The 21913-nt window shown below is 59.0% G+C and carries 22 protein-coding genes and 1 pseudogene; 15 read left to right on the top strand and 8 right to left on the bottom strand.

All coding sequences use genetic code 11. From position 1 onward, the window contains the following. Positions 1-2: 2 nt before the first annotated feature. The gene (hmpA, locus tag LVY75_03385; protein ID XAZ21016.1) at positions 3-1217 is read right to left on the bottom strand and encodes an NO-inducible flavohemoprotein; all 1215 of its coding nucleotides are present in this window, start codon (positions 1215-1217) and stop codon (positions 3-5) included. Further along, positions 1210-1896 carry a DUF1971 domain-containing protein gene (locus LVY75_03380; protein XAZ21015.1) on the bottom strand — a complete coding sequence of 229 codons (687 nt, stop codon included), beginning with the start codon at positions 1894-1896 and terminating at the stop codon, positions 1210-1212. The genes hmpA and LVY75_03380 overlap by 8 nt, the downstream gene beginning before the upstream one ends. Before the next feature lie 103 nt (positions 1897-1999). Between LVY75_03380 and LVY75_03375 the strand changes: the two genes are divergently transcribed. Beyond that, positions 2000-2419 (top strand): Rrf2 family transcriptional regulator, encoded by a 420-nt coding sequence (locus LVY75_03375; protein ID XAZ21308.1) that lies wholly within the window; start codon positions 2000-2002, stop codon positions 2417-2419. Positions 2420-2446: 27 nt separating this feature from the next. Here the strand turns inward: LVY75_03375 and LVY75_03370 are convergent, their stop codons facing one another. Beyond that, entirely contained in the window at positions 2447-3466 is a 1020-nt protein-coding gene (locus LVY75_03370) for a LacI family transcriptional regulator (GenBank protein ID XAZ21014.1), read from the bottom strand. A 142-nt stretch (positions 3467-3608) separates the two neighbouring features. Between LVY75_03370 and LVY75_03365 the strand changes: the two genes are divergently transcribed. The 5 genes from LVY75_03365 (at position 3609) to LVY75_03345 (ending at position 10025) form a co-directional block, all read left to right on the top strand. Beyond that, positions 3609-5942, top strand: a complete 2334-nt coding sequence (locus tag LVY75_03365; protein ID XAZ21013.1) for a glycoside hydrolase family 78 protein — start codon at positions 3609-3611, stop codon at positions 5940-5942. Between the two features lie 75 nt (positions 5943-6017). After that, complete coding sequence (locus tag LVY75_03360; protein XAZ21012.1) at positions 6018-7292, top strand: extracellular solute-binding protein; 1275 nt, start codon at positions 6018-6020, stop codon at positions 7290-7292. 64 nt (positions 7293-7356) lie between these two features. Further along, complete coding sequence (locus tag LVY75_03355; GenBank protein ID XAZ21011.1) at positions 7357-8220, top strand: sugar ABC transporter permease; 864 nt, start codon at positions 7357-7359, stop codon at positions 8218-8220. Beyond that, the gene (locus LVY75_03350; GenBank protein ID XAZ21010.1) at positions 8217-9041 is read left to right on the top strand and encodes a carbohydrate ABC transporter permease; all 825 of its coding nucleotides are present in this window, start codon (positions 8217-8219) and stop codon (positions 9039-9041) included. The genes LVY75_03355 and LVY75_03350 overlap by 4 nt, the downstream gene beginning before the upstream one ends. A gap of 3 nt (positions 9042-9044) precedes the next feature. Then, positions 9045-10025 carry an ABC transporter ATP-binding protein gene (locus LVY75_03345; GenBank protein ID XAZ21009.1) on the top strand — a complete coding sequence of 327 codons (981 nt, stop codon included), beginning with the start codon at positions 9045-9047 and terminating at the stop codon, positions 10023-10025. Positions 10026-10027: 2 nt separating this feature from the next. On the opposite strand, the gene LVY75_03340 is transcribed toward LVY75_03345, so the two are convergent. Together LVY75_03340 and LVY75_03335 are read right to left on the bottom strand one after the other, a co-directional pair. After that, positions 10028-10312 (bottom strand): acylphosphatase, encoded by a 285-nt coding sequence (locus tag LVY75_03340; GenBank protein ID XAZ21008.1) that lies wholly within the window; start codon positions 10310-10312, stop codon positions 10028-10030. Between the two features lie 92 nt (positions 10313-10404). Then, the gene (locus tag LVY75_03335) at positions 10405-11313 is read right to left on the bottom strand and encodes a helix-turn-helix domain-containing protein (GenBank protein XAZ21307.1); all 909 of its coding nucleotides are present in this window, start codon (positions 11311-11313) and stop codon (positions 10405-10407) included. 85 nt (positions 11314-11398) lie between these two features. On the opposite strand from LVY75_03335, the gene LVY75_03330 reads away from it, so the two are divergent. From LVY75_03330 to LVY75_03300, 7 genes are all read left to right on the top strand, one after another. Then, positions 11399-12673: an ABC transporter substrate-binding protein gene (locus LVY75_03330; protein XAZ21007.1), complete on the top strand. Its 1275-nt coding sequence runs from the start codon at positions 11399-11401 to the stop codon at positions 12671-12673. Positions 12674-12753: 80 nt separating this feature from the next. After that, positions 12754-13614: a sugar ABC transporter permease gene (locus tag LVY75_03325; GenBank protein ID XAZ21006.1), complete on the top strand. Its 861-nt coding sequence runs from the start codon at positions 12754-12756 to the stop codon at positions 13612-13614. Next, complete coding sequence (locus tag LVY75_03320; protein ID XAZ21005.1) at positions 13611-14447, top strand: carbohydrate ABC transporter permease; 837 nt, start codon at positions 13611-13613, stop codon at positions 14445-14447. Before LVY75_03325 ends, LVY75_03320 begins: the two co-directional genes overlap by 4 nt. An 11-nt stretch (positions 14448-14458) precedes the next feature. Beyond that, positions 14459-15544: a sn-glycerol-3-phosphate ABC transporter ATP-binding protein UgpC gene (ugpC, locus tag LVY75_03315; GenBank protein ID XAZ21004.1), complete on the top strand. Its 1086-nt coding sequence runs from the start codon at positions 14459-14461 to the stop codon at positions 15542-15544. A gap of 36 nt (positions 15545-15580) precedes the next feature. Next, on the top strand, positions 15581-17584 hold the full coding sequence (locus tag LVY75_03310) for an aldo/keto reductase (GenBank protein ID XAZ21003.1): 2004 nt from the start codon (positions 15581-15583) through the stop codon (positions 17582-17584). A gap of 171 nt (positions 17585-17755) precedes the next feature. After that, positions 17756-17974 (top strand): hypothetical protein, encoded by a 219-nt coding sequence (locus LVY75_03305; protein ID XAZ21002.1) that lies wholly within the window; start codon positions 17756-17758, stop codon positions 17972-17974. A 65-nt stretch (positions 17975-18039) separates the two neighbouring features. Beyond that, complete coding sequence (locus LVY75_03300; protein ID XAZ21306.1) at positions 18040-18414, top strand: hypothetical protein; 375 nt, start codon at positions 18040-18042, stop codon at positions 18412-18414. 33 nt (positions 18415-18447) lie between these two features. Here the strand turns inward: LVY75_03300 and LVY75_03295 are convergent. The 3 genes and pseudogenes from LVY75_03295 to LVY75_03285 form a co-directional block, all read right to left on the bottom strand. Next, positions 18448-18657, bottom strand: a pseudogene (locus LVY75_03295) (DUF2934 domain-containing protein). 41 nt (positions 18658-18698) lie between these two features. Then, positions 18699-18881 carry a hypothetical protein gene (locus LVY75_03290; GenBank protein ID XAZ21001.1) on the bottom strand — a complete coding sequence of 61 codons (183 nt, stop codon included), beginning with the start codon at positions 18879-18881 and terminating at the stop codon, positions 18699-18701. Positions 18882-19013: 132 nt separating this feature from the next. Continuing rightward, on the bottom strand, positions 19014-19784 hold the full coding sequence (locus LVY75_03285) for a siderophore-interacting protein (GenBank protein XAZ21000.1): 771 nt from the start codon (positions 19782-19784) through the stop codon (positions 19014-19016). Positions 19785-20101: 317 nt separating this feature from the next. Here LVY75_03285 and LVY75_03280 point away from each other — a divergent pair, with 317 nt between their 5' ends. Both LVY75_03280 and LVY75_03275 read left to right on the top strand, forming a co-directional pair. Further along, positions 20102-20365, top strand: a complete 264-nt coding sequence (locus LVY75_03280) for a DUF982 domain-containing protein (protein XAZ20999.1) — start codon at positions 20102-20104, stop codon at positions 20363-20365. 101 nt (positions 20366-20466) lie between these two features. Then, positions 20467-21387, top strand: coding sequence for a lytic transglycosylase domain-containing protein (locus LVY75_03275; GenBank protein ID XAZ20998.1), 921 nt, complete (start codon positions 20467-20469; stop codon positions 21385-21387). Positions 21388-21913 lie beyond the last annotated feature (526 nt).

Below are 21913 nucleotides of genomic sequence, written 5' to 3'. Positions count from 1 at the left end.
CTTCAGGCGGCCAGCGCCTCATCGGTCGGCCCGAAGAATTCGTAGTGGATGCGATCGCGCGAAACGCCAAGGCCCAGCAAGTCACCGACTATTGCCCTCAGAAACGGCTTCGGTCCGCAGAGATAGAAATTGGCCGTTTCAATCGGCGTATTTGCGGCCAGCCATTTCCCGGTAACGAAACCATCCTCGTCATGAGAATAGCCCGCGGCATCCTGAGCCGTCGGTTCACTGTAGAAGGTGCTGACCGATACCCGGCCATGGCTTTGCGCAAGCGAGCGGACGTGCTTGTCCATCGCATGCGTCGAGCTGTTGAGCGCGCCGTGTACGAAATGCGCTTCGACTTCGGGATAATCGGCAGCGATCGCTTCCAGCATGCTGACCATGGGCGTAAGACCCACGCCGCCGGACAGCAGAACCATTTCGCTGGTCGGCTCTTCGGGCAGGTAGAAATCTCCGGCAGGCGGAGTGACTTTCAAGATCGCCCCCACCTCGACATTATCGTGCAGATAGCGCGACGCGCCCTTGCCGTTTTCTTCCCGCTTGACCGATATGCGGTAGAAATCCTGGTTCGGGCCGGATGAGATGGAATAGTTCCGCTTCATCTTGACGCCTTCGGGAAGGCTGAAATCGAAGGTCAGGTACTGGCCGGCACGATGCAAGGCCACCGTTTGTCCGTCGACAGGACGCAGGACAAAGGAGGTCACGACGTCGCTTTCCTTGATTTTTTCGGCAACCCTGAATTCGCGCCATCCGTTCCAGCCGCCTGCCCGCTTTTCGAGTTCGGCTCGTATCTGCTCCTCTCTTTCGATCAGAGTGTCAGCAAGGAACCAGTAAGCTTCACCCCAGGCATTGATAAGTTCCTCGGATGCTGCTTCGCCCAATACTTCACGAATTGCCGCCAGCAACGATTTGGCGACGTAGGGATAATGCTCGGCGAGGATATGAAAACCGATGTGCTTGTGGGCGATCCGTTCGATGACGGGCACGAGTGGTGCGAGGTTGTCGATATTCTGTGCATAGCCGACGATTGCCGCCGCCAGTGCATGAACCTGAGAACCATTCTCACCGTGATTGGCCTGATTGAACAGCGCCTTGATGTGCTCATCCTTGAAGAGCAGCCCGTACATTGTTTTCGTAATGTCGCTTGCATGGGCGGCGACCGCCGGGGCGCTCTGCTTCACCAGTTCGATGGTGCGCGGCGAAAGTGGCTTAGGCATATTCTTTCCTTTCAATGCTATCAGTGTGGAGAGGATCGCGATCGAAGAATTCGATCTGAAATTGAACCGGGCCGTGGAGTTCCAGATGATGCTCGACCTCAGGCAGGACCCGGCCGATACAATCGGGGCTCAAGGAGCTCACGGTCTGCCCTGTCACCAGACGCACGCCGCCCCTCAGAACGCGGATGAGCGCCCAAGCGCCGGACTTGAGCCGATGGCTTTCGAGAAGCGCCGTCGGCACAGTCGTTTCATCGAAGATCTTTGTCGTCTTGTATGGCGTCAGCGCCAGCACTGCATCTGGGGCCCGTAATTCAAGCACCTCCCCAGTCAGCGCCAGGTTCAGGCGCGAGGCAATCCGCCCCGCCTTGATTTGCATCTCCTGCGCAACCGAAGGCAGCAACATCTCGTTCGTTGTCTCGTGCCATATCGCAAGCCAGCGTTCGAACATCGCGGGCTCTATTCTGTCGGCATGGATCAGGTGCATCGCGACGGGATTGCCCTTGTATTTGCCTGATGTCAGCATCAGCGAAGACCAGAAGTCGGTTAGTCGCTGCAAATGCTCCGGCCAATCCGCAACCACGGCGAAAACCGGGCCAAGCATCGGATCACGCCGGACCTTTTCGTAAAACCGCTCCAGTACCGGGAGGATCTGCCCCTCTTCCAATTTGGCCGTATCCATCGCGTTGCTCCATAATCATGCATCTTGAATGCATGTATACGACGCCGATAAAAGATGCTATTGGAATGCATCATTTCTTTTCGGGCGTTTTGACGCAGGTGCGATGAAGCTCACACGCTACACAGACTATGCGATCCGCGTGATGATTTACCTTGGATCACATGAGGGAGAGATCTGTTCGATCAGACAGGTCGCCGACGCTTATGACATCTCCCAGAACCACCTGATGAAAGTCGTTCAGGATCTCGCCAAAGCCGGGTTCGTGGAATCGATCAGAGGCAGAAATGGCGGGATCCGGCTCGATCGTCCGGCGACCTCCATCAATCTTGGCAGTTTGCTCCGACATACCGAAGGTCTGGATGATATTCTCGAGTGCTCCTCCTGCTCCATCAGACAAGGCTGCGGCATGCCCCCTATCCTGCGGGAAGCGACGGCCGCTTTTGTCGGGGTCTTCGATCGCTATAGCGTTGCCGACATTACAGAGCGGAAAGACGTCTTAAGAACGCTCTTTGCCGCGGCATAGGCTGCGACCACAGAAAGGCTGTAGCGTTCAGGTGCTTCCGCGCATCTCGACATGCGGCTCGATCAGCACGTGACGAGCCTCTTCGCGGCCATCAATCCTGCTGAGCAATATCTCGGCAGCGGTTCTGCCCAGTTCGGCGGCGTTCTGGTCCACGCTGGTCAGGCCGACGAGCGGTATGACCGCCATCGGCGAGTTGTCGTAGCCGATAATCGCAAGATCTTCCGGAACCCGTATACCGCTCATGCGCGCGGCATTGATGAGCGGCACGGCATCAAGATCCGACCAGACGAAGACCGCGCGCGGGCGGTCCTTCAAGGCCAGGAAATCATTGATCGCGGCGCGGCGGTCGGCTCCCACCAGAGGCAGACGGATGATGCGAGCCGCCAGACCCGCCGTCTTCATGCCGTCAAGATAACCCTTCTCGCGCTGGAGGGCGACGATGGTCGGCGGTGAATCAGCGAGCTCATAGCTCAGCATCGCGATGTTCTCGTAGCCGGACCGCAATGCCGCTTCCACGGCCAAAGTTGCACCCTTGCGATCATCGGAATTAACGGTGTCATAGGTCTGGGCGTGCAGCTCGTGATGGGCAATGACGACGATCGGGATCTGACGTGCATAGCGCTCCAGTACCTTGCCCGATATGCGAGGCGCGATGATCAGTACGCCATCCATGCGATTGTCGATCATCGACTCGATCATCGATGCCTCGATCGGGCTCGTGGAACGACCAATCCCGATCAGCGCCTTGAATCCGTTTTCGGCCAAGGTGGCATTCGCCTCCTCGATGACCCCGGCCAGGAAGGGGTTGGACAATTCGATGACCAGCACACCGACTGTCTGCGTGCGGCCGCGCATGGCGCGCGCTGCCACAGAAGGTCGGTAATTCAGCTTCTCGATCGAGGTCTCGACCTTCGTTCGCAAGACTTCACTAACGCCGTAGGCATTGCGCAGAACCTTCGACACCGCAGCGACGGAGACACCGGCATCCTGCGCCACGTCCCGGATGGTGATCCTGTCCCTCGTCACGTTAACGGCCTGATTTTTCATTCCAAAATGCCTTACTCTCAAGTGTGGCGAAAACTATACGCACAAAAGCTCTTGCGCGGCAATCGATAGTGTAGAATGATATACATAGAACGATATACACGGAGTGACCGCCGGAGGAATTGGCGGTCGAGGGAGGTTCTCAATGAAGACTGTTTCGGCCCACGGCATCGCCGGGGAGGACGGCCTTGCCGGTTCTGCTTTCCGGTTCACGGCGTCAATGATCGGCCCGTCCTGCGACGGTGGCCAGGCAACATCGGGCACGTTTGTGTCGCGTGAATTCGCACTCGACGCCGTTCCTGCCGAAACAACGCTGCGTATCTCCGCGCTCGGCCTCTATCGTGCCTTCATCAACGGACAGCGCGTGGGTGATGACCTTCTGACGCCCGGATGGACCTGTTATGACGACCGGATCGCCTATCAGGCCTATGATGTCGCGAAACTCCTGCAGCCCGGCGACAATCGCATCGAGATCTGGCTCGGCGACGGCTGGTATCGCAGCCAACTGATGTGGGCGTCCAATCCGATCATCAATTGCTGGGGCGAGCGGACGGGGGCGATCGCAGAATTAAGCGCGGGCGGCGAAGCGCTCCTTAAAACCGACGACAGCTGGAAGAGCGGCTTCACTCCCGTTACGCGCAACGGGATCTATTATGGCGAAGATTATGATGCCCGCATCCGCCCGCGGGACAGCCACGGTATCGATGTTCTCTCATTCGACAAGGCTTTGCTCGTTCCGCACGAGACCGGCGCAGTCAAGGAACTGCCCGGCCTCGCTCCTGTCGATCGCTGGACCGAGAGCGACGGCCGGATCGTCTATGATTTCGGGCAGAATGCGGGCGCCTATATAAGGCTGCGGCTCGAAGGTACTGCCGGAGCGCAGGTGCGCGTCGAGCATTCCGAAGTGCTCGGCGCTGACCGCTTTTTCGACAATCGCAACTACCGCAGCGCGCGTGCCGAGCTGATCTATACGCTGTCGGGTGAAGGCGAAGAGGAATATGCGCCGCTCTTCACTTTCATGGGCTTTCGCTATGCACGCATTACCGTCACCGGCCAGGCCGAAGTGATCGCGGTCACCATGGTCCCGGTAACCTCGGTGCCGACAAGCGCCGGCGGTTTCACATCAGGTATTGCCGCCGTCAACAAGCTTGTCGACAACACCATCTGGTCGCAGCGCTCCAATTTTATAGAAGTGCCCACCGATTGCCCGCAGCGCGACGAACGCCTCGGCTGGACCGGCGATGCGCAGGTCTTCGCCGGAGCGTCCTGCTGGCTTGCCGACAGCCAGTCCTTCCTCAAGAAATATCTTCGCGATGTGATCCACGACCAGCGCGCCAATGGCGCCGTTTCGCATTTTTCACCCGATCCCACTCGATTGCACCCGATCGACGGACGGGGTGACTGGGCTGGCTCGACCGGCTGGGGCGACGCGATTGTCATCATTCCCTGGCAGCTCTACCTGCATTACGGCGATAGCGCAGTGCTGGAAGAATGCTTCCCGGCGATGCTGGGCTGGCTCGAGTATCTCTGGGGAATTTCGGATGGACCGATCATACGCCCGCCCGCCGTCTGGGGCGAGCATGGCTTTACCTTCGGTGACTGGCTCCAGCCGGTGGGCGACAACAGGAAGCCACGGCCGACCGTAGCGGATGATTGCGCAGCCACCCTCTACCATTTCATTTCAACGCAGCTGACGGCAAAAATCGCCCGCATTCTTGGAGAGACTGTCGAGGCCGCTCGGCTGGAAAAGCGTGCCAACGAGATCAGGGCAGCATTCAGGAACGAGTTCTTTTCACCCTCCGGCCGCATTGCCCATAACGACCAGACATCCTGGTCTCTGGCGTTCCTCTATGGCCTTGTCCCGCCCGAATATGAGGAGGCCGCTCGCGGCTATTTCCGCAGAGTGGCAGAAGAGACCGACGGCGTTATCGGTACCGGATTCATTGGCACCCCTGCCCTGCTACCTGCGCTAACGCGGCTCGGCATGCTGGATCTTGCCGAAAAGATGTTCCTCAACCGGAAGGTCCCGGGCTGGCTTTATCAGGTCGAACGCGGCGCGACATCGATCTGGGAACGATGGGATGCGCTTGCCGAGGACGGCACGATCTATGATCCCGATATGAACAGCTATAACCACTATGCCTACGGCGCGGTGTGCCAATGGCTCTTCGAAGATGTTGCCGGCATCAAGCCGCTGGAAGACAAGCCCGGCTTCGAGGAAGTGGCCTTCGACCCCGCGATTCTGCCCGCCCTCTCACCGGTTTCGGCCTGGCATGACACGCGCTTCGGTCGCATCGAAGCTGGATGGACCCTGGAGGAGGGAACCGTCACATGCCGCCTGGTGCTGCCGCAGGGCGTGACCGCGCGTCTGCAAGGGAGAGGCGATCGCAAGTCGCTGCAGGCGAATGGCGCCCCGATCGAGCAAGGTGAGGAGACCAGGCTCGATGCAGGAGAACATACGATTACGTTTTCCATCTGATGCGATTGCCCGCGGGTTTTCGATCCGCGGGCAATCAGCCCAACGCATTCCGGTCTTCAAGAGGAGGAAATGACTATGCGAATGACGAAGTGCAGCATCCTTGCAGCCAGCATCATGGCTCTTGCCGCTGGAGTGGCACATGCAGATGTGACCCTCAGCGTGCTGATCGATACCAATCCGGAATCCATTGCCTCGTTCGATGCCGTTTCCAAAGCCTATATGGAAAAGCATCCGGACGTCACATTCGACGTCGAACAGCGTGCCGGTGGCTCTGAGGGTGATAACATCATCAAGACCCGGCTTGCTACGGGCGAAATGGCTGATATTTTTCAGTATAATAGCGGTTCACTCTTCCAGGCATTGAAGCCGCAGGAGACGATCGCAGATCTTTCTGACCTTCCGTCTGAAGCTGGCATTCTCGACAGTTTCAAGAAGGTCGTCACCAGCCCCGACGGCCACGTTCGCGGCCTTCCTTTTGGTCCCGCCATGGGCGGCGGCATCTTCTATAACAGAAAGATCTACGCCGATCTCGGCCTCACCCCGCCGAAGACCTGGGCGGAGTTCATGAGCAACAACGAGAAGATCAAGGCAGCCGGCAAGGTAGCCGTGGCCCAGACTTACGGCACGACCTGGACGTCGCAGCTCTTCGTGCTGGCGGATTTCTATAACGTTCAGGCCGAGGTTCCGAACTTCGCGAGCGACTACACAGCCAACAAGATCAAATATGCCACGACACCTGCCGCATTGCGCGGTTTCGAACATCTCGAGGAGGTTGCGAAAGGCGGGTTCCTCAATGCGGACTTCGGCGCGGCCACCTTTGACGACGGTATGCGGATGGTGGCCACGGGAGAAGCCGCGCACTATCCGAATCTCACCTTCGGCATCGGCACCATCCAGCAGAATTTCCCTGACAACCTGAAGGACCTGGGCTTCTTTGCCCAACCCGGGACGGACGCTGCCAAGAACGGCCTGACCGTCTGGATGCCCTCGGCGCTCTATGCTTCCGCCAAGTCCGAAAACCTGGAAGAGGCCAAGAAATTCCTTGATTTCGTCGGCTCCAAGGAAGCCTGCGATCTGATGGCGAAAGCCGTTCCCTCAGGTCCCTATCTCGTCAAGGGATGCGAACTTCCGAAGGATATTCCGCCGGTCGTTTCCGACATGCTGCCCTACTTCAATGCTGACGGGCACAATGGTCCGGCACTCGAATTCCTGTCGCCGGTGAAGGGACCGGCGCTTGAGCAGATTACCGTCGAGGTCGGGACCGGCATACGCTCTGCCAAGGACGCAGCCGCTCTCTACGATCAGGATGTCGAGAAGCAGGCCAAGCAGCTTGGCCTGCCGAACTGGTAACCTTCCAGCCGCTCCCCCGCTCACCGCGTTGAGCTCTGAGTGGGGGACGCTTCACGGTGTCCGCATGACAACACGCAAGTCGCCTTATCCCTATTGGTTCGTACTGCCGGCGGCGGTGATATTCACCGTCCTCTTCCTGGTGCCAACGATCGCATCCTTCTGGTTCAGTCTCACACGTTGGGATCTCTTCACCACGCAGTTCATCGGTCTCGAGAACTACCGGCAGTTCTTCCGCGAGCCCTTCCTGATCCAGGGCCTGGTCAACACGATCATCTATGCGGTTCTGACGTCGGGCACGAAAACCGTCCTTGGTCTCCTTCTCGCGGTGCTATTGACCTCAGGCCTGTGGGGACAAGGCCTGCTGCGCACCGTGATCTTCTTTCCGGTTCTTGTCTCGACAATCGGCGTCGGCATCACCTTCTCGGTGCTCATGCATCCGACCCGCGGGCTGATCAATGTCGCGCTTGCAGCCATTGGCATCCACGGCCCCGGCTGGCTGACCGATCCGGCTCTTGCGCTCTACTCCATCGTCTTCGTCGATCTCTGGAAAGGCATCGGCCTTGCGACCGTGATCTATATTGCCGGGCTCGCCTCAATCAGCCCGGACTATTATGAAGCCGCCCGTATCGATGGCGCGACCCGTACGCAGATGTTTTTCCGTGTCACGGTCCCGCTGGTGCGCCCCGCCACAGTGACCGTCGTGACGCTCTCGCTGATCGGCGGGCTCAGAAGTTTCGACCTGATATGGGCAATGACCCGCGGCGGGCCGGGCTTTTCCTCTGATGTTCTCGCAAGCGTCATCTACAAACAATACCAGGCAGGCTTCTATGGCCTTTCGACGGCCGGTAACGTGATCCTCTTCCTGCTCATCGGCCTCATCGTCCTGCCACTGACGGCCTGGTTCAATCGCAAGGAGGTGGACCTATGAGCCGCCGCCAGCTTTATACCGGGGTTGCGGCACTGGCCGCCTGCAGCGTGATCTTCGTGCTGCCTTTCCTCTTCATCTTCGTAACGGCGGCCAAGACGAAACAGGATGCGGCTGCGCTGAAATTCAGCTGGCCGGCCGAGTGGCAGCTCTGGCAGAATTTCATGGAGGTCGTGCAGACCCGCAACTACATGCTGCTGCTCGCCTATTTCAATTCGACCGTTATCACCGTGGCGGCCGTCAGCCTGCTGGTATTGTTCGGGGCGATGGTCGGCTACGTGCTGCAGCGCCGCCCCTCGCGTTGGAATACGGTCATTTATGGATGTGTGCTCGCCGGCCTGATGATCCCGCCGGCCATTGTTCCGACCATCTGGGTACTGCAGCTGCTCGGCCTCTTCAAGACACTGTCGGGCATGGTGCTGATCCAGGTCGCCTATGGCCTCGGCTTCACGGTTCTGCTGTTTCGCAGCTTCATCGCAACCATTCCGCGGGATCTCGATGAGGCTGCGATCATCGACGGGGCAAAGCCGTTCCAAATCTTCTTTCGCGTCATTCTGCCGCTTTTGAAGCCCGTCACCGTGACTGTCATTGTCGTCCAGTCTATTGCCATCTTCAATGATTTCACCAACCCGCTCTACTATCTGCCGGGCCGCGAGAACGTGACTGTGCAGCTGACGCTTTATAACTTCCAGGGCCAGTTCCAGACCCAGTTCAACCTGCTGTTCATGAACATCCTCCTGGTAACCATTCCGCCCCTGATCGTCTTCATCTTCTTCAACCGCCAGATTGTTGCAGGCATGACTGCCGGCGCAGTCAAGGGATAGGCCATGACATCAGTTGTTCTCGAAAGTGTCCGCAAGAATTTTGGCAGCCTGGAAGTCATGAAGGGCATTGATCTCACTGTTGAGCCGGGTGAGTTCTGCGTCTTCGTCGGCCCGTCCGGCTGTGGGAAATCGACGCTGCTCCGCATCATCTCGGGATTGGAGACGACAACATCGGGGCAGGTCTTCATCGACGGAAAGGACGTGACCGATGCCGAACCATCCGAGCGCGGTATCGCCATGGTCTTCCAGTCCTATGCCCTCTACCCGCATCTGACCGTGGCGGAAAATATCGGCTTCGGCCTGTCGCTTGCCAGGCGCCCAAAGGCGGAAATCGCCGAAAGGGTGAAGCAGACGGCCGATATCCTGCAGCTTTCGCATCTGCTCGAGCGCAAACCAAGGGCGCTTTCGGGTGGACAACGGCAACGCGTCGCAATCGGCAGGGCGATCATCCGCAACCCCAAGGTCTTCCTGTTCGACGAGCCGCTTTCGAACCTCGACGCGTCGCTGCGTTCGCAGATGCGCATCGAGTTGACCGAGCTTCATGCCAAGCTCGGTGCCACGATGATCTACGTCACCCATGACCAGGTCGAGGCGATGACGATGGCCGACAAGATCGTCGTTCTGAACGGCGGCCAGATCGAGCAGGTCGGGACGCCGATGACGCTCTATAACAATCCGGCCAGCCCCTTCGTCGCCGGCTTCATCGGCTCGCCGAAGATGAACCTGTTCGACGGAGAGATCGCTGCGCGGGAGAATTGCCGGACTTACGGCATCCGGCCGGAGCATATCGCGCTCTCATCGATCGAAGGAAAGTGGCAGGGCAAGGTACGCCATATCGAGCGGCTCGGTGCCGACACGGTAGTCTATCTCGATGTACCGGAATTGCAGACGCTTGTCGTACGAACGGATGGCGACCGGCCGATCAAGATCGGAGAAATGCAATTCGCCTCGCCGCTCGCCGCGAAGGAACACAGGTTCTCCTGATCTTATCGGACGATACGAAAGTCGCTCGGCACCTCGTCGAGAGCGGCCTCCTCTGTTTTCACCTCCAATACGGAGGAACCGGCGGGACCGCTCCAGAAACGCTCAAGCATGGAACCGGTGGCGACTGGGGAGCCGACAATCAGAGCGCTGACCGAGCCGTCGGCCTCATTCCGCACCCAGCCCGTCAAGCCGAGCTGCAGGGCTTGACCGCGGGCCCAGGCGCGATAGCCGACGCCCTGCACACCGCCGGTAATGCGTACACGAAAAGCATCCTGGCTGGTTGTCATTTTGAAGTCCTCTCTGACAACCGGATAGTCATTCCAGGTTGTCGCTCGTTCCAATCGCGCGAACGGTTCCGAGAGGCAGATCGAACGGCATCTCAACCGGCGACGGAGATGTTTCCTATCACTGAGCGTATATCGCGCCGGAAGTCGGATGGGGACATGCCGGCAATATTCCGGAACGACTTGTTGAATGCACTGATCGACCCGAACCCACTATCCATCGCGATCTGAAGCACATTCGAGCCCTCGCCCATCAACTGTGCCTGGGCATGCGAAAGACGCAGCAGATTGAGATACTTACTGATCGTCATGCCGGTCGTTTTCTTGAACAGGTTCATCGCATATTTCGGATGGAGCTCGACCGCGCGGGCGATTTCGACCGTATCAATATCCTGCAGGAAATTGCTCGCGATGAAGTCGCACATGCGAGCGACGCTGCGGGACAAATGTGCGCTGGGCTGCTCAAGTTCGTCGGCGCTATCGTCGGGCGTCATCGAGTAGGAATCCAAGGCAATCCGCTCGATGCGCAGAAGCAATTCGTCAACGGCATGCTGCGTTTTCCGCGGGTCGCCGGACCTGGCATAGTCATACCAACGCGGAAAATTTGCCTCGTCGGCCGCATCGGTCGCAGATGTCAGCAGGATCTCCCCCTTCATCAGACGGGTGCCTATGGTCGGAGGCAGGCGCATCTTGAAGAAATAAACGAGCGGCAAATGCGCGCCGGCATAGAGAGAATCATCGGAGGATTCGTCCATCTGATGCGGCTGCCCGCCCCAGAACAAGCACATCTGACCGGCCTTGAGGCTGACTTCATGGCCATTCATGCGGTAGTGAACGTCGCCGCGCATGATATAATTGACCTCGACCTGCGCATGCCAGTGCGGCATCGCCATGACCGGCGGATGGGCGTAAAACATCTGAAGCGCCATCGGCATGCCTTCAATGGTGCTCGCACCAGGCTGGTAAACAGGTTTGCCGACGACCTTACTTTCCGCCAATTCGATATTCCCTTTTTATGAGACAGCCGTTTCCGCCGCGTTAGATTAGCCACGTTCGCACAGCGACAGCAATTGAAAAGGGAGGATTTTCATGCGCTCTAAACTCATAACGGCAACGACAGCGCTCGTGCTGCTTGCATCCGGATCTGCCTATGCGCAATCCGCTACGCTTACCATCTGGAGCTGGAACGTCGCAGCTTCCGCTCTCAAATCGACGATCGAGGGCTTCAACAAGCAGTTCCCGGACATCAAGGTCGATGTCCAGGATCTCGGCAACCAGCAGGTCTTCGACAAGACGCTCGCCGCCTGCGCCGCCGGCGGCGACGGCCTTCCCGATATCGTGACGATCGAGAATTTCGAGGCGGAAATCTTCTGGAGCCGTTTCCCGGATTGCTTCGCCAATCTGAAGGATCTCGGCTACAACGCCGACATGCAGTCGAAATTCCCCGATTTCAAGCGCACCGAGCTTGAAATCGGCGATGTCGCCTATGCCATGCCGTGGGATTCCGGTCCGGTTACCGTCTTCTATCGTCGCGATTACTACGAAAAGGCCGGTGTCGATCCGAAGTCGATTGCAACCTGGGACGATTTCATTGCCGCCGGCAAGAAGATCTCGGCAGCCAATCCCGGCGTCTTGATGGGCCAGGCCGATTTCAACGGCGACAGCGAATGGTTCCGCATGCTCGCCAACGAACAGGGCTGCGGCTATTTCTCGACCGACGGCCAGTCGATCACCGTCAACCAGCCGGCTTGCGTCCAGACGCTGGAAAAAGTCAAGGCGATGAAGGATGCCGGCACGCTGACGGCAGCAAACTGGGACGAAAAGATCTCCTCCAACACCGCCGGCAAAGTCGCAAGCCAGGTTTTCGGCGGCTGGTATGAAGGCACGATCCGTTCCGGCTCTCCCGATCTGTCGGGCAAATGGGGTGTCTACGCCATGCCCGGTATGAGCGCGGACAGCCCGCATGCTGCCAACCTCGGCGGCTCTTCGCTCGCCATCAATGCCAATTCGCAGAACAAGGAAGCAGCCTTCAAGTATCTGACATACGCACTCACCACCAATGAGGGCCAGGTCACGATGCTGAAGTCGTTCGGCCTCGTGCCGTCGCTGCTGTCGGCCGTGCAGGATCCCTTCGTCAACGAGCCGCAGCCCTATTGGGGCGGCCAGAAGATCTGGGCCGACATCCTCGCTACCCTGCCGAAGATCGTGCCGAGCCGTGGCACGGCCTTCCAGACTGACGCGGATGCAATCTACAAGACGACGCAGACAAAGTATTTCGCCGGCGGCTATCCCGATGCGAAGGCGGCTCTCGACGACGCCGCCAAACAGATCGCCTCGGCGACGGGTCTTCCTATCGCTCAATGAATGGCAAGCCGGGTGCCTAAGCGCCCGGCCTCGCCTGCCGCGGGAGGCGGCAGGCACATTCGTTTCGGTAAGGAGGTACCATGCCGATCAGAAACCGGAGCGCCTATGCGTTCCTAGCGCCCTATCTTCTGGTCTTCGCCGCCTTCTGGGTGTGGCCGATCATCAATTCATTTCTGATTTCGTTCCAGAACACACGCATCAATCCGTGGAAATTCAGCCTGCAGGCCAATTGGGGGCGCCTCTTCGCCGACCCGGCCTTCTATAACGCCGTCTATAACACGCTCATCATCCTGGTCATCCAGGTGCCGGTCATGATTACGCTGGCAACCATCATGGCCGTACTGCTCAATTCGCCGCTTCTGAAAGCGCGCGCCCTGTTCCGTTTCGCCTTTTTTGCGCCGGTCGTGGTTGGCGAAGTCGCCTATGCAGCGGTGTTCAGGCTGATGTTCAATCTCGATTTCGGCATCATCAACAAGCTGATCGGCGCAGCCGGTCTTGCCCCCGTTTCCTGGTTCGACAATGCCAATGCCGCCATGGTCGTCATCATTATCGCCGTTACCTGGCGATGGGCGGGTTACAACGCCATCATCATTCTGGCTGGCCTGCAATCGATCCCCGAGGATGTCTATGAAGCGGCAACGCTCGATCGCGTCAGCAAGCTGCAGCAATTCTTCCACATCACCCTGCCCCTCCTGAAGCCGATCATCCTCTTCTGCGTGGTCTTGTCGGTCATCGGCACGATGCAACTCTTCGCCGAGCCCTTCCTGATCACCAATCGCGGTGGCCCAGGCGGCGGCACCGAGACACTGGGCCTGCTTCTCTATCGCCAGGGCTTCACCTCGCTGAATTTCGGCTACGCTTCGGCGATTGCCTATACGATGGCAGCACTCGCAGTGGTGATCTCGCTTCTCAATCTCTGGGTCGGGAGGGAACCGAAATGAGATCCAAGTCGCAATCGCTTCTCCTGCGCAAGATTGCCCTGCACGCTTTCCTCCTGCCGCTCGCGATCATCTGGCTCTTTCCGCTCTGGATGATGTTCGTCTTCTCGACTATGCCGGATTACGGCATTTTCAGCCCGCAGATCGTACTTTGGCCCTCGACCAATTTTGTCGCGAACTTCCAGAACCTGCAGGCGGACACGAACTTCATCGGCGCCATGATGATCTCAATCGTCGTCGCCACCGTCTATACCGTCCTGTCGGTGATGCTGACCTCCATGGCCGGCTGGGCGCTCGCCCGCTACCGCTTCGTCGGCCGTTCGCTTGTCATCGCCATCATTCTCGGCACGATCACGCTTCCCTATTTCGTCGTGGTCATTCCGCAATTCATCATGGTGGCGCGTGAGTTCAAGCTCGCCAATACCTGGATCGCACTCATCGTGCCGCCGCTCTTCAATTCGCTCGGCGTGCTCTTCATGCGGCAATCCTTTTCCATGATGCCGAATGACCTTTTCGATGCGGCCCGCGTCGAGGGTGTCAAGGAGTGGCAGATCTTCCTGCGCATTGCATTGCCACTGGCGCGCCCGACCATTGCGGCACTGGCGATTATCCTCTTCCTCGCGTCCTGGAACAATTATCTCTGGCCGCTGCTGATCAATTCGAAGCCGGGCATGATGACGGCTCCTGTCGCACTCGGTGTGCTGATCGGCCTCACCAAGGTTTCCTGGGGCGGCATCATGGCGGGTGCAGTGCTTCTGACGGCACCGATACTCGTCGTCTTCGTGGCCCTGCAGCGTCACTTCATCGCCGGCATTGCGGCCGGCGCTATCAAATAATCGAGGGGCCCATGGCAGAGCTTTTACTCAACAATATCGTCAAGCGGTACGGCGCGCTTGAAATCATTCACGGCGCCGACCTCGACGTGAAGGACGGCGAATTTGTCGTCTTCGTCGGCCCCTCCGGCTGTGGAAAGTCCACGCTCTTGCGCATGATCGCCGGCCTTGAGGATATTACCGGCGGTGAACTGAAGATCGGCGGCCGTGTTGTCAACGACGTCGAGCCGGCCGACCGTGGCATCGCCATGGTCTTCCAATCCTACGCGCTCTATCCGCATCTGACCGTCGAGGAGAACCTGAGCTTCGGCCTGCGTATGAATGGCAATCCGAAGGCAGATACCGAACGGCGTGTGCGCCATGTCGCAGAGATCCTGCAGATTACTGAACTGATGAAACGCCGGCCGAAGCAGCTATCCGGCGGCCAGCGGCAGCGCGTCGCAATCGGCCGGGCCATCGTGCGCGAACCACAGGTCTTCCTCTTCGACGAGCCATTGTCGAACCTCGACGCGGAACTGCGGGTGCAGATGCGCGTCGAGATCTCCAGGCTGCACAAGCAGCTCGGCACGACGATGATCTATGTGACACATGACCAGACGGAGGCAATGACGCTCGCCGACAAGATTGTCGTTCTGCGCGCCGGCAATATCGAACAGATCGGCGCGCCGCTCGATCTCTATGACGATCCGGCTAACCAGTTCGTCGCCGGCTTCGTCGGCTCGCCGAAAATGAATTTCCTCAAGGCCGAGGTCGCCGAGATACAGGCGGGCAAAGCGACGGTCGTGCTTGCGGACGACAAAATGGTGCGCCTCGAGGTACCATTGCACGACCCGTCCATCAAATCGGGGACATCGGTCACACTCGGCATTCGGCCGGAGCATTTCGGTGAGGCAGGTCGGGGCGAAGCGGACCTGACGGTTGCCGTCGATGTCGCCGAGCACCTCGGCAACACCAGCTACATCTACGCAAATTTCGGCGGCGACCAACTCATCATAGAACAGCCAGAATCCCGCAACCTCGGCAAGACCGAGCGGCTGACGGTGTCGCTGTCCGCCGCCCGCACCTTCCTGTTCGATACCGCCGGCAAGCGGCTTCGATAACGTGATCCCAAGACTGAAATACGAAAGAGGATAGTCATGACTTCAGATAATCCGATCCGCTGGGGCATTATCGGCCCCGGCACTATCGCCCGCACCTTTGCCGATGGCGTCGCGCATTCACGCACCGGCAAGCTCGTGGCCATCGCGACCCGCAATCCCGATAAGCCGGGCCTCGCCGACGGCTTTCCTGGCGCGCGTATCGTCAATGGTTACGAAGCACTGCTAAGGGACAACGAGGTCGACGCGATCTATATCGCCACGCCGCATACCGGCCACGCCGAATGGGCCATCAAGGCGATCCGCGCCGGCAAGCATGTGCTGGTCGAAAAGCCGATCGCTCTCTCAGCCTATGATGCCGAGGCAATCTACTATGAGGCGAAAAAGGCCGGTGTGTTTGCCGGTGAAGCCTTCATGTATCGCGTCCATCCGCAGACCGAAAAGCTGGTAGAACTCGTCAAGAGCGGCGTGATCGGCGAAATCCGCATCATCCGCTCGAGCTTCGGCTTCAGCATGGGGACATACAGGCCGGAACACCGCCTGTTTGCCAATGAAACGGCAGGCGGCGGCATTCTCGATGTCGGGGGCTATCCCGTTTCCATGGCCCGGCTGATCGCGGGTGCGGCGGCGGGCAAACCCTTCCTCGATCCGGAAAAGGTTTCGGGTGTCGCCCATCTCGGCCAGTCCGGTGTCGATGAATGGGCGTCGGCCGTACTCAAATTCCCTAACGAAATCATAGCCGAGGTCTCATGCTCGATCATGGCGCAGCAGGACAATGTGCTGCGCATCATCGGCTCGCAGGGCCGTATCGAGGTGAAGGATTTCTGGTTCGCCTCCGGTCACAAGGGCGGGGTCGGCAAGATCGAGATTTTCAAGAATGGCGAGCAGGAAACAATCGAAGTCAAGGAAGACCGCTGGCTTTACTCTTTCGAAGCGGATGCTGCCGGTGACGCGATCCGCGCCGGCGAGAAGGAATTCCGCTCACCCGGCATGAGCTGGGCGGACTCGATCAACAATCTGAAGGTGCTCGACCAATGGCGCGATTCGGTTGGCCTCGAATATGGTGTCGAGAAAGCCGCCAAGCGCACCGTGAACATTGCCGGCGACGCCGTCCGGCGCGGCAGCTCCATTCCGCAGCGCCAGATCCCCGGCATTTCCAAACCCGCTTCGGTCGTCACCCTCGGTTTCGAATTCTTCCCGAGTTTCGCAGCCGCCTCGCTGACGCTCGACACCTTTTTTGAAGCCGGTGGCAATGTCTTCGATACGGCCTTCGTCTATGGCGGCGGCAAGACGGAGAGCATTTTTGGCGACTGGCATACAAGCCGGCAGGTACCACGCGAGGAGATCGTGCTGATCGGCAAGGGCGCCCATTCGCCGCTCTGCTATCCTGATGTCATCAGCAAGCAGCTCGACCAGTCTCTCAACCGCCTGAAGACCGATTATGTCGATATCTACTTCATGCATCGCGACAATACCGACGTACCTGTCGGTGAATTCGTCGATGCCATGGATGCCGAGGTCAAGCGCGGCCGCATCCGCGGCATCTTCGGTGGCTCGAACTGGACGCGCGAGCGCTTCGACGAAGCGATTGCCTATGCGAGAAAGAACGGCAAGGCAGCGCCCGCCGCCCTTTCCAACAACTTCTCGCTTGCCGAAATGCTCGATCCGATCTGGGCCGGCTGCGTTGCCGCCTCCGATGACGAGTGGAAAAATTGGCTGAACGAAAAGCAGATCCCGAACTTTGCCTGGTCGAGCCAGGGCCGCGGTTTCTTCACCGACCGGGCCGGCCGCGACAAGCGTGACGACGAGGAGATCGTGCGCTGCTGGTATTCGGATCGCAATTTCGAACGGCGTGACCGCGCGATCGCGCTTGCCAAGGAGCTTGGCCGGCATCCGATCCATATCGCACTTGCCTATGTCATCGCCAAACCCTTCCCGGTCATTCCGCTGATCGGGCCGCGCACGATCGCAGAACTGGAAGACAGCCTTTCGGCGTTGGACATCAAGTTGACGCCTGAACAGGTGAAATGGCTGGAAGCCTGATAGCCTCTCACGGAGAACGCGCTACGATAAGCGGCAGGCCTCAACGCCTGCCGCTTTTCTGTTGCGCGACGGCGCACGGGCCGACGACAACTAATCCGTCAGTGTTGCATTCTCGCCATTGCCCTCAACCATAGGTCATCTAGTGTGTGCCCCGCACCAGGGAGCAAGGCAATGACGCGAACGGTTTGGCCGAAAGAAGTCCTGACGTCGGAGACGATGAATTTTCTCGACGGCATTCACCAGGAATGGTGTGCCGCCGCGCGTTGCGGCCGTAGCAGCAATCTCGGAATGGCAAAGGCGAAAGCGCTGGTCGACTGGTTCGAATTCGGTGTGCGCGATCGCGGTGAATTGCTCGGCCTGCTGTCGGAAGATTTTTCCGGCGCCGCCTGATGGCCCCACTTGTTTTTGCCGTATCGGCGCTACCTCACTCAGAACGATACAATGAGGAGACGCGCTTGCGTAAACATCTAGTATTATTCGGCATTATCCTGTTTCCAGCGCCAGCTTTCGCGCAATCTCCGGATCTGGAGGCGACATGTCAGTCAGTCGCCAAAGGCTTCTTCATGAGCGATCAGCTTTTGATCGGCACCGTTCAATCTTTCCCGGAACTCAAGCCACCGGGCGTCCGCATGACCTATTCGACGCGACCGGGGACCGCACCGGGAGAGATGACCGACGAGTTCGAGTGCGAATTCGACAAAGCCGACAAGCCGCATCATCTCGCGCGGTTCTGCGTGTCGAATACCTGTTATTCGCCGAGTGAAGATGATGCCGATCGAAAGCGCCGCTTCGAGGAAGCCCGAATTCTACTGGAGCGAACCGAGAAGTAATCTACCTATGCGCGACTAGCGGCGCGTATGAATGTCTCCGCTCTCACCGGCGCCTTGGAGCAAAGCAGCATCGTCGCGATCGTCCTCATCGATCAATTCCTGCATCGTCTCGTGTTCGTCATCGTCGCTGAATTCGTCGGATGCCTGGAGCCAATGCCGAAGCGCCGCTCCTTCCGGTCGGCCCTCCTGCTCCCAAATCTCGTAGGCGCGCTGCCGAATTGCTTCTTCTTTGTCCCTAGCCATTCTGTTAACTCCAACCGCTCCAATCTGCCGGCGTCTTCTCGTCAGTGAGCAACGCCGGTGATCGGATCGACGATCGGCCGCTCGCTTTCATCCCTTGCGCCTGGCGGCTGGATCGTCGGCGGGGCAATGGACTCCCTGTCTGCACGATCTGGTGTTTCCGCAATCGGTCCGACATCCCTCGGACGGCGTTGTTCGGCTTTGGCGTTGGTATCCTTCGTGCCCATGACGCATCTCCTTTTTCAGAAAACACCGGCATTCGTTCGAGGTTCCACCGCAGAGTTCAAATGAGGGTCTTGCCAGGCCGCTCCAGCCGACCGGCTGGAGCGATATGGCGAAGCCGAGGATTTTCTCGGCTATCAGAACTTTTCGGTCGTATCGGCCTTGCCCTTGACCCAGTAACCTGAGGCCTTGATCCAGCTCAGCGGATAGCCGCGTTCTTCGACGAGATAGGCACGGATTGCCCGCACCACCGACGCCTCTGCTGCAATCCAGACGAATGTCTGGGGAAGGATGTCGATCCCGGCCAGAGCAGCAATCAGCGGTTCGGCATTCGTTGCATCGGAAAGAGGACGGTAGATCCAGCGGATCGTGAGTGCCGCTGATGTCTGGAAGGATTGCTGTTCTCCGGAATCTGCGACCGCGGCGATTGCCGTTATGGTCGTGTCGGCACCGCTCTCTTCGATCCTCCGGCCGATGGCGGGCAGCGCCGTCTCATCGCCGATCAGAAACCATCTCTTCACGCTGCCGGCAACCACGGCAGAGCCGCGCGGGCCACCGATCTCAAGAGGCGTGCCGGGCTGGGCGTCGATCGCCCATTGCGTGGCCGGACCCGCCTCGTGCAGCGCGAAGTCGATTGTCAGGCTGCGGGCGGCGTTATCATAGCGGCGCGGCGTGTAGTCCCGACGTTCCTCGGCGCCGCCGACGCCGGGCAGGATGATCTTGATGTGATCATCCGGTGCAAGGCTGATGAAATCGGCAAGATCATCGCCTTTCAGCACGATGCGCCGCATGCCGGGCGCGATATCGGCCACGCTCTGGACAATCAGCGAACGGCGGCGCAATTCATGGCGCACCCGTTCGATAGCAGGTGCTGGGAACGGGTGATGTGCGGATTGGTTGTTATCCATTATGTCCTTCCGGGGCTTCGGGAAACGATCCGCAGGACACAGTCGCGCAGATCGAAGCCGCAAAGCCGTTCGATCATACGCGTTGAGTGACGTTAACGCTTACGTGGCCGGATCATCTTCGGCCAATAACGATCCCTGTTTAGCGAAGGCAAAAACGGGACGCAATAAAAACTTGAGTTTCACGCTCCATTTTGTGCATGATCCACACGTGAAATTCGACCCACAACCCTAAATCTGTCGGATGCACGATTTTCACACGCGATCGGTATGGTTCTTGCAACGTTACCAATATCCTTACGTTGGGGAGACCAAGTGTAATGGAATGGAACACATACGAACGCTTTCCCCCACTGGTGCTGATGCTGGGTGGCCGGGAAAAATACAGGGTCCTCAGGACGTTGAGAGACGCCGCTGAGGTTTTGATAGCGGACTGGCCGTCCGAGGACGGTGAGGAATATGTCGTGGCCGTCAAGGCCTGCGTCGATGCGATCACGGGACAGATCGATGTCGGTGAGCTGCAGGACGCCATTCGCCGTGCGGCGGCTGAAGCCGGCATTGCGATCTTGACGGTCGTGCACTGAAACCCGTCGCCCGTGGCCTAGGCCGCGGGCTGACAAAGGAAGCTTGCCGTCTCGCCCGAAAACCGCGACGATGCTGTCAGGCAAGGTTTGGCGATGATGAGATGGGCATAGGCCTGACGGCAACGGCGCTGGTTTCTGCCGTGTGGGTTATCATGGCGTCCGCGGTCAGCGCGGCCGAGCCATCCGTTCCCGAACCGGCTTGCCTTTACCGGGGCAACGCCGAGGACGGGCAGACGCTCTGCATTCGAAAAGATCACTTTAATGCCGATCTCTGCGCCGTCATGGACCGTTTCGCAGCAACCCATAACATTCCGCCTGCCTTCTTTGCCCGGTTGATCTGGCGCGAAAGCCTGTTCCGCCCGGAAGCGGTCAGTCCGAAGGGTGCAGAGGGCATCGCGCAATTCATGCCGGGCACAGCCCGGATGCGAGCGCTGGAAAACAGCTTCGATGTCGTCCAGGCGCTCAAAGCGTCGTCCGCCTACCTTGACGAACTCAGGCTTCGTTTCGGCAATCTCGGACTTGCAGCTGCCGCCTACAATGCCGGAGAATCCGGCCTCAGCCGGTTTCTTTCCTCCGGCCGCCTGCCGATCGAGACCCGCGACTATGTGTTCGCAATTACCGGGCAGACCGTCGAGACCTGGCGGGACAGCCCTCCGGAAGCCGCTGCGCCTGAGCTGCGCGACGGCATGGCGTTCCGCGAGGCATGTGTGGCGCTTGCAGAGACGCGGCAGATGAACGAGCCGGTCCTGACGGGATCGGCCGACTGGGCGCCATGGGGCGTACAGCTTGCCGCCCATTACAATCCGTCCGTGGCTGACCGGCTCTTCACCATATCGCTGGCAAAGCTTCCGGAACCGCTGAACGCCGAACGCGCCCTGATCGTGCGCCAGAGGGGCGGCAACTTCGGCTATCGTCCACGCTATGCCGCGAGAATCGGTCGGGAGACACGAGCCGAAGCAACCAAGCTTTGCAGCACGATCCGCTCGGCCGGTGTTGCCTGCACAGTCTTCCGGAATCGCTGATCCGAAGCACATTACAGCTCGCCCCTATCCGACAGTTTAGTGCCGACCTCCCGCCAGGCTTGCTAAGTTGGTGAGATTACGCATCAAGGGGATTGAAATGATCAGACCTGTCGAAACTGCCAACAAGCATAACAGGACAGATACATCCGCACAGGAGCAGGACGACTTTCTCGAGGAGTCGCTCGAGGAAACATTCCCGGCAAGCGATCCGATCGCACCCGGTCGCCCGTCGCGGCAACCGCCAAAGGATGTGCCTCCAACTGACGGGACGTGATCGACAACCACCAGTATCGGTCCAGGAGCCAGCCGCTTCCAAGCCAAAAAATGAGTGCATCCCCAGTTGCTGCAATTCAGCCTGCGACTGCACGGACCGTGCATGATGCCTGCAACGCACTGATAGAGCTTGCCGAGACTATTGGGGACTGAGCTATGGCCCGAAAACAATAAGGCGTCTGCCGGGGGAGGAGATCCAGCAGACGCCCTTATCACGCGTGGCGACGGGAGGAGGATGCCGCCACGTAGACGC

Source organism: Sinorhizobium sp. B11 (assembly GCA_039725955.1).
Taxonomy (GTDB): domain Bacteria; phylum Pseudomonadota; class Alphaproteobacteria; order Rhizobiales; family Rhizobiaceae; genus Rhizobium.
Note: the sequence above shows the minus strand (reverse complement) of the source record. Positions and strands in the feature narration are given on the sequence as shown.

Bases quoted from the DNA above. Each gene is read 5' to 3' on its own strand.
- LVY75_03340 (XAZ21008.1), bottom strand. From the start codon at position 10,312: ATGACAACCAGCCAGGATGCTTTTCGTGTACGCATTACCGGCGGTGTG.
- LVY75_03370 (XAZ21014.1), bottom strand. From the start codon at position 3,466: ATGAAAAATCAGGCCGTTAACGTGACGAGGGACAGGATCACCATCCGG.
- LVY75_03330 (XAZ21007.1), top strand. From the start codon at position 11,399: ATGCGCTCTAAACTCATAACGGCAACGACAGCGCTCGTGCTGCTTGCA.
- LVY75_03375 (XAZ21308.1), top strand. From the start codon at position 2,000: ATGAAGCTCACACGCTACACAGACTATGCGATCCGCGTGATGATTTAC.
- LVY75_03310 (XAZ21003.1), top strand. From the start codon at position 15,581: ATGACTTCAGATAATCCGATCCGCTGGGGCATTATCGGCCCCGGCACT.
- LVY75_03285 (XAZ21000.1), bottom strand. From the start codon at position 19,784: ATGGATAACAACCAATCCGCACATCACCCGTTCCCAGCACCTGCTATC.
- LVY75_03320 (XAZ21005.1), top strand. From the start codon at position 13,611: ATGAGATCCAAGTCGCAATCGCTTCTCCTGCGCAAGATTGCCCTGCAC.
- LVY75_03305 (XAZ21002.1), top strand. From the start codon at position 17,756: ATGACGCGAACGGTTTGGCCGAAAGAAGTCCTGACGTCGGAGACGATG.
- LVY75_03345 (XAZ21009.1), top strand. From the start codon at position 9,045: ATGACATCAGTTGTTCTCGAAAGTGTCCGCAAGAATTTTGGCAGCCTG.
- LVY75_03280 (XAZ20999.1), top strand. From the start codon at position 20,102: ATGGAATGGAACACATACGAACGCTTTCCCCCACTGGTGCTGATGCTG.
- LVY75_03355 (XAZ21011.1), top strand. From the start codon at position 7,357: ATGACAACACGCAAGTCGCCTTATCCCTATTGGTTCGTACTGCCGGCG.
- LVY75_03275 (XAZ20998.1), top strand. From the start codon at position 20,467: ATGGGCATAGGCCTGACGGCAACGGCGCTGGTTTCTGCCGTGTGGGTT.
- LVY75_03380 (XAZ21015.1), bottom strand. From the start codon at position 1,896: ATGGATACGGCCAAATTGGAAGAGGGGCAGATCCTCCCGGTACTGGAG.
- LVY75_03365 (XAZ21013.1), top strand. From the start codon at position 3,609: ATGAAGACTGTTTCGGCCCACGGCATCGCCGGGGAGGACGGCCTTGCC.
- LVY75_03325 (XAZ21006.1), top strand. From the start codon at position 12,754: ATGCCGATCAGAAACCGGAGCGCCTATGCGTTCCTAGCGCCCTATCTT.
- ugpC (XAZ21004.1), top strand. From the start codon at position 14,459: ATGGCAGAGCTTTTACTCAACAATATCGTCAAGCGGTACGGCGCGCTT.
- LVY75_03360 (XAZ21012.1), top strand. From the start codon at position 6,018: ATGCGAATGACGAAGTGCAGCATCCTTGCAGCCAGCATCATGGCTCTT.
- LVY75_03350 (XAZ21010.1), top strand. From the start codon at position 8,217: ATGAGCCGCCGCCAGCTTTATACCGGGGTTGCGGCACTGGCCGCCTGC.
- LVY75_03290 (XAZ21001.1), bottom strand. From the start codon at position 18,881: ATGGGCACGAAGGATACCAACGCCAAAGCCGAACAACGCCGTCCGAGG.
- hmpA (XAZ21016.1), bottom strand. From the start codon at position 1,217: ATGCCTAAGCCACTTTCGCCGCGCACCATCGAACTGGTGAAGCAGAGC.